This is a genomic window from Acinetobacter sp. YH01009, from assembly GCF_013420765.1.
Taxonomy (GTDB): Bacteria; Pseudomonadota; Gammaproteobacteria; order Pseudomonadales; family Moraxellaceae; genus Acinetobacter; species Acinetobacter amyesii.
The window spans coordinates 42,029-54,078 of sequence record NZ_VOYE01000017.1; the positions used below are offsets into that span (position 1 = coordinate 42,029).

The window sequence follows — 12,050 nt, forward strand, 5'->3', positions numbered from 1 at the left end:
AGAGGTGGCTTAAGTCACCTCTATTGTTTATAACGTAGCCATTAAAAATGGATAACAAAAATAATGGATCGAAATAATAAACTGTTTATTGCTGCCAGTCTTGCCAATGGTGCAAGTTTCTCGATGATATTGCCGCTGTTGGCGCCATTGGTTCGTGAGTTAAAACTTACTGAGCTACAAGGTGGCGCGATGGTTTCCGTCGGTGCGCTGCTGATGGCTGTCGGTGCCATTTACATTTCAAAAAATCAATCCAAGTTTTCGATTTATCAACTGTTGAGTATCGGTTTTGTGGGCATGGCTGTGACATGGGGGCTATTTACAGCCGTGTTGATGTATGGCCTTACTGTTCATATAGGGATGTTGCTGCTATTTAGTTTATTAATGTTGTCACGCGCAGCGACTGGGGTATTTATGGCGATGCCACAGATTGCCTTGCAAACTTATGTGATGACCCGTTTTAGCAATGAGCAGCAGCGTTCACAAGCAATGTCAAAATTCGGTGCATTAAATAGTGCAGGCGTGATCATTGGTCCATTTCTAACCACCTTGCTGCTGGGCTTTGGTGGAATCATGACGCCGCTTTGGGCAGCAATCATTATTTTAGCGTTGATTTCTGTGGTCTTGGTGTTCAGCTTTGACCGACATACCGAACAGCATAGCGTTGAAAAGCCAGTGACAGAAAAGCATGAGGCAGCATCTACGGATTTGAGCATTCAGCAATGCTATCCATGGTTAATGTTGGGATTTAGTCTCTATCTTGCCATCGTGACCGTAAATTTAACGGCCGGGTTTTATATTCAAGACCGCTTTAATATGACTGCTGCAGAAGGCGCAGTGCATTTTGCAGAGTGTTCTCTCATCGTGGGTATTGCTTTGGTGGTGATGCAAACACTGATTTCTAAATATTTAAATTGGTCTGTATATCGCTTACTGTGGGTTGGGCTGTTTAGCATGGCTGCAGCCTTGCTAATTTCGGTTTTCACCAATGAATTACGGATATTCCAAGCCACGTACCTGTTATATGGTATATCGGTTGCGTGTTTAATCCCTGCATTTACAACGGGTGCAGCGCAAACGGCGCCCAGTGCGTTACAGACCAAGGTGGCAAGTTGGTGTACAGCCACTCAGGCTTTGAGCTTTGTTGTCGGGCCACTGATTAGCACGGGTTTATACCAGTGGCACAAAGAATTTCCGTATTATTTTTTATTTTTAGTGATGCTCGGTCTGATCGTATTCTTTTTATTTCAAACCAAAACTCAAACCGTGAAGCGAGTGACTGAGTGAAATATGCATCGAGTTGTATAAATACTTCAATAGGTCGGTGTGAAGATAGGACTATCCTGCCAATAGATGGTTTTGATTACATGATGTTACTTGATCGGTGATTGATCTTACAAAATAGATTTTAAAAGCAAGATTTTTGATTAAAAAATAACCACAATTGTTTCATTAATTCTCAAAGTACTGAATCAATAGTTTTCTCCGTTATTCTTTTTACATAAAAAAATAACGGAGGTTAAATGCTTAAATTTAATAATGATTTGGTTCTGGGCGCCATTTTTGATATGGATGGAACAATGTTTGATACTGAACGTTTACGGTTTCAAACATTGAAACAGGCATCTCTTGAATTGACCGGTGTTGAGTTTTCCGAATCGTATCTGATGAATTGTTTGGGGCTAAGTGCACAAAGCGCGCATCGATTGGCCCAAGCCGAATATGATGAAAACATTCCATACGCAGATATTCGCAAACGTGCAGATGAATTAGAGCTGGAGCATGTTCGTCAGTTTGGTGTACCGATCAAAAAAGGCTTGGTTCAAGTTTTAGAACGCTTACGCAAGTCAGGACTACGAATGGCCGTAGCAACATCGAGTCGCCGCGCAATCGCAGAAGAGTATCTCATCAATGCCAATGTGTATAAGTTCTTTGATGTCTTAGTCTGTGGTGATGAAGTTGAAAATGGTAAACCGCATCCGGAAATATTTATACGTTCTGCCGCAAAGCTGAATTTAAGTCCTGCTGATTGTTTGATGTTTGAAGATTCGGAAAATGGTGTGACTTCAGCCTTTGACGCTGGCGGTATTACCGTACTGTTTAAAGATATTAAATCGCCCAATCAAAACATGCTGTCCAAAGCCAAATATTATTATGAATGTATGTATGACTGCTTGACGGAACTTGATCCGTTCACCGCGCATTTAGAGATGCCACTTGTGCAAGAGGCTTTTCCACAAACACTCAATCAACTCACAGTCGGTATTCATGGTTTTGGGGCGATTGGTGGTGGTTATTTAGCACAAATTTTGTCGCATTGGGATGGTTATACACGCCCGAAAAAAATTTATGCATCGACTCGTAACCCTTTATATCGTTCTGCGGTCAATGCATTTGGTACCTATTGTATTCGCTATGGTCAATTGTCTTATGACGAACGCATTGAAAACATGGCAGTCATTGATGCTGAAAATATTCAGCAGATGCAAGAGATGTACACAGAGTCAAGTTTGGTTGCCATCTGTTTGCCTGAAAAAGCGATTGCAGAAGAGGCCAAAACCATTGCACAAGGCCTGTATGCACGACATATTGCACATGATGAGAAAGCCATCGAACCTCTAACGATGCTGATCATTTTGAACAAAGTCGGAGCAAAACAATTATTAATGTCACATTTAAAACAGGCTTTAACTGAGCTTGCTGGAGCGGTTGTTGCAGAGAAAATCATGCAACAACACTATTTTTGCGATACCGTGGTCAACCGCATGGTATCTAAGTTAAGTGACCAAAACTTATATCGTCAGCTCCGTATAAAATATAATATCTTCAAACAATTTCAATTAGATGAAGTTGAAGTGAATGCTCAATTAGACTTAGAAGATGCGACGAAATTAAATCCTGATCAGGAACGTCAAGCCACTTTATATGTTGAGGATATGCGTCGAAATTTCCACCCAAGTCATATACTGCAAAGCATGGATTTAATTTTATTTAACGCAGAATCTGACATGCCGATCTATGTAGAAAATAACAGTCCTTTGTTAGAAAAAATGCGTCAAATGATTTTGGTCGATCATATTGAAGATATCCAGTTAATCAAAAATCGCTTATGGAATGGCGTACATGCCATGTTGGCTTGGCAATCTGCACTGTTCAATCATCAAACCATAGGTGTGGCACTTGCAGATCATCGTGTTGATCAATTTATGCATGAACTCATTGACGAGGTGCAGGCTGGTTTAGCACGATGCTTACCTAATCGTGCTTTTGATTTAACACGATTGGCAGAAAGCTTTATAAACTCTTGTGAACATGCGTATAAAGACCCATGTGCGCGTGTGGCACGAGATCCTTTACGTAAACTTGCAATTAATGAACGAGTGTTGGGCTCGTTGGCGACCAATGTGAAATATGGACTGGAGACAACACATCTACAACAAGGAATTGTCTATGGTTTGATGTATGCCATGAGTGTAAATCAATGTTCGATGGATCAGGTCATCAACTTTATCCAGTTGCAATTTTCAGAACTGAAAAAGACCAACGAGCTTGAACAACTGCAACGGATCGAACAGATTGAGGCCAATGTAATGATACAGTTGCAGCATTTTTCTGATCAGTCCACAGAGCAGTTTACATCTTGGAAAAACCATGCTGTAACGCAAGATCAGAAAGGTACTGCGAAATTTGCCTAAAATATAACGCATATCTGTGCGCAATGTATATTGAATCAAAATGCTGAGTATGACTCGGCATTTTTTTTCTTAAATAGAGGTCTTAGATGAATGAATTTCAGTTCTAACTGAATATTACTAAATCAAAATTGGGTAAAGTCTGTTTTGATTCATGCTTTAATAAAGCAGATTGAATTTAAAGTGATTTATCTGTGTTTCTAAAACCTTCAACGCAAGTCGTACCGACGCTCAATCAGGATTATCCCGATTGGCATCAAGGTCGTCAGCACTATGCTTTGTGGTATCTAGAAATACAGGATCCTAAATTATTGGAATATCTCACAGCACTTCGAGCGCAGTTTTCAGATATTTTATACACGCCGAATACGCGCCAATTTCATATCACCGTGTTTATTTGTGGCTTTTTTGAAGAGTTAAATAAAACCCAATTAATCGATCATGTTGAACAACGATGGAATGATAATTTCTCAGCAGATGAATTGGCACTGCACCAACAACAACTTCGACAGTTATCGCTATCTAATATTCGGTTACGTGCAGGTCAGATCAATAGCTTTCAAAGCGCGTTGTTTATTGAAATTGTGGATTTAGAGCGTAAGTTAGAGCATCTACGTCAAGCTTTGAATTTAAGTTCGAATGAAATTGCACCAATCGAATATTGTCCGCATATCACATTGGGCTTGTATAAACAGGCATGGAATAGCGATGATATTTTTGAAAGAATCCAACAAATTGAACAGCACAGCTTTGATTTTGAAAGCGAGCAGCTGACTTTTGGTCATTATCAGGCTCAAGTACTACAAGGGGCATTGAGTGCTTATTATCAACATCAGTTTAGACAAAATATAGAGATGGCACAGTCATGATTCATTTCATTTTGGGTGGGGCACGTTCAGGTAAGAGCCGACTTGCAGAACAAAAAGCCAAAGAAAGTGCTCAAGCCGTCATCTATGTGGCTACAGCACAAGCCTATGATGAGGAAATGCAGGAGCGAATTCAGCATCATCAAGCAGACCGTCCTGAGCATTGGGGGCTGATTGAAGAGCCTTTGTATTTAGCTGATCGCTTAGTTGAAATAGATCGGGCTTATCAAACCATTCTTATCGATTGTTTAACGCTGTGGATGAGTAATTTATTGCTGCATGAACAAGCAGATTTTCAACAGCATCAATGCCAAAAATTACTTACGGTGCTGCCAATATTAAAGTCAGACATTATTTTAGTCAGTAACGAAACTGGGCTGGGCGTTGTTCCCATGGGACAAATCAGTCGAAAATTCGTCGATGAATCTGGGCGCTTACATCAACAAATTGGTCAAATTGCTGACCATGTGGTGTTTTGTGTTGCAGGTTTTCCAATGATCTTAAAAGGAGATAAAGCATGAACTGGTGGCAAGAACCCTGTCAAAATCCGAGTATCGAAGCTAAGCAACAGGCGTCAAATCACCAGTTACAGCTAACCAAACCTACTGGCTCGCTTTCAGAACTTGAAAATGTTGCGGTACAACTTGCATCATTACAAAACACGGATCAGCCCAATATCGATTTTCCGTGGATCACCATCTTTGCCGGTGACCATGGTGTGATGGAAGAAAATATTTCAGCCTACCCACAAGCCGTCACACGCCAAATGCTACAAAACTTCACGACAGGTGGAGCATGTATTAGTGTCATTGCACGTGAGTATCAAGCCAAACTACAAGTGATTGACTGTGGTTCGGTGGGTGATGCTTATGAATATGCAGGGGTTGAGCGCTACTGTATTGCCGCAGGTACGGCAAACTTTGCTAAAACTGTTGCGATGAGCGAATCACAATGTATTGAAGCGATGAATCTTGGTCGTAAAAGTGTTGAAGATGCTATCGCTGAAGGTGCGTCTATTTATGTCGCTGGAGAAATGGGCATTGGCAATACCTGTTCGGCCTCTGCTGTTGCATGTTTTTTATTTAATGAGCCGGCCGAAAAGCTGACAGGTGTCGGTACAGGTATTCGGGCTGAACAATTGGCACATAAGAAACAAGTGATTGATCAAGCTTTAGCTTTACATCAGGACTATGTCGGCCAAGATGTCTTTAAAGCGCTATGTGCTGTAGGTGGTTTGGAAATTGCCGCGATGGTTGGAGCATACATTCGCTGTGCGCAATTGGGACTAGCAATGGTCGTGGATGGATTTATTAGTACGGTTTCTGCCTTGGTCGCTGTTCGTTTAAATCCTGCTGTACGTGAATGGATGCTCTTTGGTCATCAATCGGCTGAATATGGGCACCAACGTTTACTTCAAGCCCTTGAAGCTGAACCACTCTTAAAGTTGAATTTACGTTTAGGTGAAGGCAGCGGTGCCGGTGCAGCCTTGGGTTTAATTCGTTTGGCATGTCGTTTACATAACAATATGGCAACTTTCGCGCAAGCTGCTGTGATTGGTGAAAAAGTTTAAATGGAACATTTCCGTTTAGATATATTGCGTCATGGTGAGACTGAACTGAGCCATACCTTACGTGGCTCTACAGATGATGCTTTGACGCAAAATGGTCGGCAGCAGATGCAGCAGACCATAGATGATGTATTGAACGTGATACATACACAAGGTTTAGCGAGCTGGGATGTCATCGTCACTTCTGGCTTACAGCGCTGCCGTTTATTTGCTTTAGAACTGTCTCAACAACTTGAACGTCCAATGTTTGAAAATGCGAAGTTTCAAGAAATGCATTTTGGTGACTGGGAAGCAGTATCAACCAAGCATATCTATGAAAACACCCCAGAGTTACTCGCACAGTTTTGGCAAAGTCCAAGTACATTTACGCCACCGAATGCAGAAAGTCTTCAGCAATTTCAACAACGGATATTAAGCGGTCTAGATGAGCTAGTTTTGCAGGCTCAACAGCATCATTGGGACCGCGTTTTATTGGTTTCCCATGGTGGTGTGATTAAATTATTAAAATGTATGGCACAGCAAAGTCATTTAGATGATTTATTAAAAATGACTGCCGAATTGGGACAATTAAATTCATTCATTGTGAAAAATCGTGCAAATATTCGTATTTTGGAGCAAAGTGAATGACACCTTTTTGGATTGCTCTCCAGTTTCTCACGACTTTCCCGATTCAACTCAAAGCGATGCCATCGAAACAGCAAAATGGACAGTCTTTGCTGTTTTATCCAGCGGTGGGATTGTTGATTGGCGGCATTCTTGCCTTGCTTGCTTTCACATTTCACAGCCTGCCGATCATCTTACTTAGCAGTATTTTGCTTGTGGTCTGGATTTGGCTCACAGGTGGTTTACATCTAGATGGTTTAGCAGATACGGCAGATGCGTGGGTCGGTGGCTTTGGTGATGCCGAGCGTACACTTAAAATCATGAAAGACCCTGCATGTGGGCCGATTGGTGTGTTGAGTCTCGTCGTGATTTGCTTACTCAAATGGTCGGCGCTTTATGTTTTGCTACAACAGCAAATGTATTTGGCATTAATTGTATTTCCAGTATTAGGTCGTTTAGCCCCTTTATTTTTGTTTTTAACAACTCAGTATGTTCGTGAAAAAGGCTTGGGTTCATCGATAGCAGCAACTATTCCACGAAAGTCGGCATACCTGGTCTTTATACTCTGCCTAAGTGCATGTTTGTATTTTAGCTGGACTGGAGTGGTGAGTATATTCGCGTTTATTTGTACTTTACTGTATTTGCGATGGAAATTTATTCAGCGTATTGGTGGCGTGACGGGCGATACAATTGGTGCTGCGATTGAAATTACTGAGGTATCTAGTCTTTTAGCGTTTGTCATTGCACTACATTATTTAGCTGCATAGTTTTACAGATGAAACAGTTTAAATCATCATTTAAAAAGCCCAGCTATTGCACTGGGCTTTTTATTTATCCCAATAGATAAATGACCAAATGAATAAGTGATGGCCCAAGCAATACCATAAAGACCCCAGCAAGTACCATGCTCAAGCAGGCTGCAACACCTTCTTCTTTATGACGTGATAATGCTTTACTTGTACCAAATCCATGTGCGGCATTGCCAAGAGCCGCACCTTGCGCAAAGCGTGAATGCAATTTAAGCCCAGCCAAAACTAGGTCAGCCAAAGCCACGCCGGCAATCCCAGTAATCATGGTAAATAGAATCACCAATTCTACTGAGCCCCCAATATTTGAGGTAAGTTCCATGGCAAATGGCGTAGAAATGGAACGTGCCATCAAGCTATAAGACGTTTCTTGGTCAAATTGAAATAACTGTGCCAAATAAAAAGCACTGATAATTCCTGCTAACATACCAATCACGATGCCTAAACTAATACTCAGCGCATGCTGACGGATAATTTGTCGATATTCATAGATGGGGATAGCAAAGGCCACAGTGGCCGGGCCGAGCATCCATACAATCCATTGGCTTTCTTGCATATAGGTGTCATATGAAATATGAAAGCAAAGCATGAGTATAATCAGCACAAACGGGACGAATAGTGCAGGGGAAAGAACCATATACGGTAACTTACGATGTAGCTTTTTCGCCAAAATATAACCGACAAGGGTCAGGACGAAAAACAACACTGAGATACTGTTCAACCCAAAATCGTTCATAAGGTTTTTCCTGCTGTGTTGACATCATGATCTGTCGCAGTTTGGTGTTTCGCTTTAAGTTTTGCCTCGAGTTTAAAGCCCCAATAAACCGTAAATGCTGTAAACACCATGACACAGACGGTACCCAGTACCACGGCTAAAATTAACTGCCAGCCAGAGCTGAGTAATAAATCTTGATATTTAATTAATCCAACTACACAGGGGATAAAGAATAGAACCAGTTCAGCCAAAATAAAATCTGAGCCTTGTTTAACCCATTGCATTTTAAATAAACCACTCAATAATGCGGCTAATAGCAGTAATAAACCAATTACGCCAGCAGAGATCGGCAAGTTAAACCAAGATTGAATGCAAGAGCCGATCCACCAGATCAATATCAATAAACTTAGCTGCGCTAAGGTCTTGAGAAACTGGGTAATTTTGGAAGAAGATTGTGGAAACGTATCCATGAGACGACAGTAGAATAGGAGATGACGCTATTTTAAAAGTGCATACCCTGTATAATTATGAATAATTAATTATTAATTATGCTTAAATGGAATAATAATGGACATTAAAAGCCTAAAAGTCTTTGTGACCATCGTACAAAAACAGAGTTTTAGTCATGCAGCAGAAGCGCTTTTTGTCACTCAGCCGACCATTAGTAAATTAATTCGTCAGTTAGAAGACGAGATCGGCGTGCCTTTATTTCATAAAGGAGAAGCAGGTCGAAAAAGGGAAGCACAGCTCACCTATATGGGAGAGCAGATTTATCAGCATGCCTTAGTGATATTGAATGAACAACAACGGATGCTTGATACCGTTACCCAAGTTCGTGCCTTAAAACAAGGTAAATTGACCCTAGGTTTACCGCCATTGGCATCAGTGTTGTTCAGTCAGTTAATCGCGCTGTTTCATAAAAAATACCCCAATATTGAACTGAGCTTTTTTGAGGTTGGGGCGACAGGTATAGAAAGTGCCATTTTAAAAAAACAGGTCGACGTCGGGATTATTTTGGGTCACTTGAAACCGGTGCTGAGTGGTATTCCAGTGATGGAGTCACCTTTGTGTCTATTGTCCAAAAAAAACTCACAGTGGCGTAAGCGAAAAACCGTTTCGTTGATTGAATTAAAAGAAGAATCCTTTTTATTGTATGACGATACCTTCACACTCAATGACATCATTATACAGGCGGCAAATTACGTCGGATTTGAGCCCAATGTAGTGTGTAAAAGTAGCCAGTGGGACTTCATCGCCAAAATGGTAGATTCAAATGTCGGGATTGCACTCCTGCCTAAAATTTATTGTGAACAACTTGATGCGGCAAAATACCATATGGCTGAATTAGAAAATCCAAACCTAGACTGGAAACTCAGTATGGCCTGGAATACCACTGTTGCCATGAGTCCCGCAACGCGTGCATGGCTAGAAATAATTGAGGACAATAAAGACAAAATACATTTTTAGTTCATTTACAGATCAAGCAGATAAAATGAATGCGTTGAAACGATGGTGGATTTATGATTTGTACATCAAAGATTATTGAAAAGGATTTTGCAAAATCAACAGGCATGAATTAAATTGGGTGTTGGTCGTTATTTTTGATGGTTCATAAAATGAAATGGGATGATATTGGTCAACAACCGTGTTCAATCGCTCGTGCGCTTTCAGTGCTAGGGGATCGTTGGACCATGTTGATTATCCGTAATGCATTTATGGGCATTCGACGTTTTGATGACTTTCAACAAAATCTCGGTGTGACGCGTCATGTGTTATCCGACCGATTAAAGCGTTTGGTTGAAGAGGGTATTTTAACCAAAGTTGCTTATGTCGAGCGTCAGGAACGTTTTGAATATCGACTGACGCAAAAAGGCTTAGACTTGTATCCAATCCTTTTAGCTATGACACATTGGGCCGATCAATATATGGATCAGGGCTTGGGATCACCTGTTGAATATGTCCATCAGACATGTGGTGAAAAGTTTAAACCCGTTTTAGTGTGTTCATGTTGTGCAGAACCGATCCAAGCCAAACAGGTCAAACCAGTTTTTACCCAAGCCTATTACATCGCTCTCAATCAATTAAAACCTGCCTAAGCTGTTTTATGGCTTTCTTCAAGATGCTGATTTGCATCCATATAGCCAAAATAGCCTAAGCAGTATTTAGATTACTTTAAAATTACAAACAATTTGCAGGTTTAGGGATGCCCGCTAAACGACTTAAATGTCGAGCGACCAAACCGGTGTTAAATTTGTCTTGTAACACTGCATTATTAATATCAGCGCTCACGGTTTTCATTAAAAATTTAATGAGTGGGCGAGTTGCCGGTGAGTGACCAAACTGTTGATAAAACTGTCGTACAGCTTGTAAAACTTCAAAATGCCAAGGGCTTAACTCAAGTTCTAAACTTTTAGCCAGTTCTTGGGCAACAGCTTCATTCCAAATAGTGTAATCCACCAAATGGCCATCTTGGTCTAATTCAAGATTCATATTCATTCCAAAAGAGAAGATTGTAGAAATGGATCGCTTTTACTCAAATTATTTGAGTGAAATACATCGTTTAAATCTAAGGCATAGATCAGCAAAAGCGGCATAGTCGATCACTTTCATATGACTATAATTCATACTTTTACCTAAAATCTCAGCATCATTTTCAAGTACATAACATGTGCCAAATTGCTGAATTTGTTCATCTGCAATATGTAAGACTGCTTCACCCATCAAGATAATTGCATCTTCAGGATTGATTAAACTGGCTAACTGCTGGATGTGCTGTAGGGTATTGGCATAGCTGGCTTGGACTAAATACAGCGTAGAATTTGACATCATCATTCCTCTTTTACCAATACAACACATGATCAAATTGTTGAATTAATTCAGTATTGAATTGAACAAACTCTAGTTCTTGTTCACTGTTGATCACAAAAGGATGCTGTGAATTTTTTTGTTCAATATAAATCGGGGTGAGATCGTAAAACTCAAAGCTATCAACCATGTTGGAAGCGAGTTTAAACGCATGCTTGAGCTGACTAAACTCTTGTTCTGCCTGAAGTAAGCTCAGCGCAGCATCTTTGAGCAACACTTTAACGTCACAGCCGAAGGTTGCAAGCACCATGGTCGCAGAAAGACTTTCATGTACTTGTAAGCTTGCAAGATTTGCATGGGTTAAAACAACCAGTACAGATTTCACGTAATTTTCCTTTTCAATGCTACAAATGCGCGGCAATCAAAATACTTAGAATTGCAATAAACGGTCAGCAGCTTGTACGGCATCGGCGAGTTCGCCTAGGCCCACAAGTTCAAATTGCTCAGCTAGATTATGTTGCTGAATATTGTGACGCTGTGCATTTTCCTGATCTGTGATCCCACGTGCGAGAGCTGCACTTACGCAAACAGGTAAACGAATGCCGAGTTTTTGCCATTCACTACTGAGTTTGCGTTGATCATCTGGCACCCATTGCAGGGCATTTGCGACATTTACACCATCTTGATAGAAAAAAACCCGAAAGTTTTCGCCTTTTTGCTTCAGCGCTTGGGCAAGACCCAAAGCATGCCAAGCCAATATCGAAGTGGGTGAGGAGGTAATTAGTAATAGAGTACTCATCGAAATTCACTAAATGAATAAACGGTCTAGATCGACAGTTTGTTCTGAGTTCAGAAGAAAAAGCTAGTATACAATGATTTACTCAATGATCTGAATATTTGCACAGTTTTGCTTATTTAGGCAGCACTGCCATTGCAAATTTTTCTTCAAATAGAACGATTGGTATAACATTGGGTTTAATTTGGATTCAGCCTCGAGCC

15 protein-coding genes are annotated in these 12,050 nt (G+C 40.7%); 9 read left to right on the plus strand and 6 right to left on the minus strand.

From position 1 onward, the window contains the following. Positions 1-63: 63 nt before the first annotated feature. From FTT76_RS14635 to FTT76_RS14665, 7 genes are all read left to right on the plus strand, one after another. Positions 64-1,284 carry an MFS transporter gene (locus FTT76_RS14635; protein ID WP_180022103.1) on the plus strand — a complete coding sequence of 407 codons (1,221 nt, stop codon included), beginning with the start codon at positions 64-66 and terminating at the stop codon, positions 1,282-1,284. A gap of 236 nt (positions 1,285-1,520) precedes the next feature. Next, positions 1,521-3,692, plus strand: coding sequence for a bifunctional mannitol-1-phosphate dehydrogenase/phosphatase (mtlD, locus tag FTT76_RS14640; RefSeq protein WP_180007858.1), 2,172 nt, complete (start codon positions 1,521-1,523; stop codon positions 3,690-3,692). A gap of 191 nt (positions 3,693-3,883) precedes the next feature. Beyond that, positions 3,884-4,558: a 2'-5' RNA ligase family protein gene (locus tag FTT76_RS14645; protein WP_180007857.1), complete on the plus strand. Its 675-nt coding sequence runs from the start codon at positions 3,884-3,886 to the stop codon at positions 4,556-4,558. Further along, entirely contained in the window at positions 4,555-5,076 is a 522-nt protein-coding gene (gene cobU, locus FTT76_RS14650; protein ID WP_180007856.1) for a bifunctional adenosylcobinamide kinase/adenosylcobinamide-phosphate guanylyltransferase, read from the plus strand. The genes FTT76_RS14645 and cobU overlap by 4 nt, the downstream gene beginning before the upstream one ends. Next, positions 5,073-6,125, plus strand: coding sequence for a nicotinate-nucleotide--dimethylbenzimidazole phosphoribosyltransferase (gene cobT / locus FTT76_RS14655; protein ID WP_180007855.1), 1,053 nt, complete (start codon positions 5,073-5,075; stop codon positions 6,123-6,125). Before cobU ends, cobT begins: the two co-directional genes overlap by 4 nt. Next, the gene (locus tag FTT76_RS14660; RefSeq protein WP_180007854.1) at positions 6,126-6,749 is read left to right on the plus strand and encodes a histidine phosphatase family protein; all 624 of its coding nucleotides are present in this window, start codon (positions 6,126-6,128) and stop codon (positions 6,747-6,749) included. Beyond that, positions 6,746-7,492, plus strand: a complete 747-nt coding sequence (locus FTT76_RS14665) for an adenosylcobinamide-GDP ribazoletransferase (protein ID WP_180007853.1) — start codon at positions 6,746-6,748, stop codon at positions 7,490-7,492. Before FTT76_RS14660 ends, FTT76_RS14665 begins: the two co-directional genes overlap by 4 nt. A 64-nt stretch (positions 7,493-7,556) precedes the next feature. On the opposite strand, the gene FTT76_RS14670 is transcribed toward FTT76_RS14665, so the two are convergent. Beyond that, positions 7,557-8,267: an LrgB family protein gene (locus tag FTT76_RS14670; RefSeq protein ID WP_171262654.1), complete on the minus strand. Its 711-nt coding sequence runs from the start codon at positions 8,265-8,267 to the stop codon at positions 7,557-7,559. After that, entirely contained in the window at positions 8,264-8,716 is a 453-nt protein-coding gene (locus FTT76_RS14675) for a CidA/LrgA family protein (RefSeq protein WP_180007852.1), read from the minus strand. The genes FTT76_RS14670 and FTT76_RS14675 overlap by 4 nt, the downstream gene beginning before the upstream one ends. A 97-nt stretch (positions 8,717-8,813) precedes the next feature. On the opposite strand from FTT76_RS14675, the gene FTT76_RS14680 reads away from it, so the two are divergent. Together FTT76_RS14680 and FTT76_RS14685 are read left to right on the plus strand one after the other, a co-directional pair. After that, complete coding sequence (locus tag FTT76_RS14680; protein WP_180007851.1) at positions 8,814-9,713, plus strand: LysR family transcriptional regulator; 900 nt, start codon at positions 8,814-8,816, stop codon at positions 9,711-9,713. A gap of 149 nt (positions 9,714-9,862) precedes the next feature. Next, positions 9,863-10,342, plus strand: a complete 480-nt coding sequence (locus FTT76_RS14685; RefSeq protein ID WP_180007850.1) for a helix-turn-helix domain-containing protein — start codon at positions 9,863-9,865, stop codon at positions 10,340-10,342. 82 nt (positions 10,343-10,424) lie between these two features. On the opposite strand, the gene FTT76_RS14690 is transcribed toward FTT76_RS14685, so the two are convergent. The 4 genes from FTT76_RS14690 to tusD are packed head-to-tail and all read right to left on the minus strand — an operon-like array spanning position 10,425 to position 11,850. Next, entirely contained in the window at positions 10,425-10,736 is a 312-nt protein-coding gene (locus FTT76_RS14690) for a TusE/DsrC/DsvC family sulfur relay protein (protein WP_111884335.1), read from the minus strand. 48 nt (positions 10,737-10,784) lie between these two features. Further along, positions 10,785-11,072, minus strand: coding sequence for a DsrH/TusB family sulfur metabolism protein (locus FTT76_RS14695; protein ID WP_078190986.1), 288 nt, complete (start codon positions 11,070-11,072; stop codon positions 10,785-10,787). Between the two features lie 13 nt (positions 11,073-11,085). After that, positions 11,086-11,436 carry a hypothetical protein gene (locus tag FTT76_RS14700; RefSeq protein ID WP_078193833.1) on the minus strand — a complete coding sequence of 117 codons (351 nt, stop codon included), beginning with the start codon at positions 11,434-11,436 and terminating at the stop codon, positions 11,086-11,088. A gap of 45 nt (positions 11,437-11,481) precedes the next feature. Beyond that, positions 11,482-11,850: a sulfurtransferase complex subunit TusD gene (gene tusD / locus FTT76_RS14705; protein ID WP_078190984.1), complete on the minus strand. Its 369-nt coding sequence runs from the start codon at positions 11,848-11,850 to the stop codon at positions 11,482-11,484. Between the last annotated feature and the right edge of the window lie 200 nt (positions 11,851-12,050).

Bases quoted from the DNA above. Each gene is read 5' to 3' on its own strand.
- FTT76_RS14635 (WP_180022103.1), top strand. From the start codon at position 64: ATGGATCGAAATAATAAACTGTTTATTGCTGCCAGTCTTGCCAATGGT.
- mtlD (WP_180007858.1), top strand. From the start codon at position 1,521: ATGCTTAAATTTAATAATGATTTGGTTCTGGGCGCCATTTTTGATATG.
- cobU (WP_180007856.1), top strand. From the start codon at position 4,555: ATGATTCATTTCATTTTGGGTGGGGCACGTTCAGGTAAGAGCCGACTT.
- cobT (WP_180007855.1), top strand. From the start codon at position 5,073: ATGAACTGGTGGCAAGAACCCTGTCAAAATCCGAGTATCGAAGCTAAG.
- FTT76_RS14660 (WP_180007854.1), top strand. From the start codon at position 6,126: ATGGAACATTTCCGTTTAGATATATTGCGTCATGGTGAGACTGAACTG.
- FTT76_RS14665 (WP_180007853.1), top strand. From the start codon at position 6,746: ATGACACCTTTTTGGATTGCTCTCCAGTTTCTCACGACTTTCCCGATT.
- FTT76_RS14670 (WP_171262654.1), bottom strand. From the start codon at position 8,267: ATGAACGATTTTGGGTTGAACAGTATCTCAGTGTTGTTTTTCGTCCTG.
- FTT76_RS14675 (WP_180007852.1), bottom strand. From the start codon at position 8,716: ATGGATACGTTTCCACAATCTTCTTCCAAAATTACCCAGTTTCTCAAG.
- FTT76_RS14680 (WP_180007851.1), top strand. From the start codon at position 8,814: ATGGACATTAAAAGCCTAAAAGTCTTTGTGACCATCGTACAAAAACAG.
- FTT76_RS14685 (WP_180007850.1), top strand. From the start codon at position 9,863: ATGAAATGGGATGATATTGGTCAACAACCGTGTTCAATCGCTCGTGCG.
- FTT76_RS14690 (WP_111884335.1), bottom strand. From the start codon at position 10,736: ATGAATCTTGAATTAGACCAAGATGGCCATTTGGTGGATTACACTATT.
- FTT76_RS14695 (WP_078190986.1), bottom strand. From the start codon at position 11,072: ATGTCAAATTCTACGCTGTATTTAGTCCAAGCCAGCTATGCCAATACC.
- tusD (WP_078190984.1), bottom strand. From the start codon at position 11,850: ATGAGTACTCTATTACTAATTACCTCCTCACCCACTTCGATATTGGCT.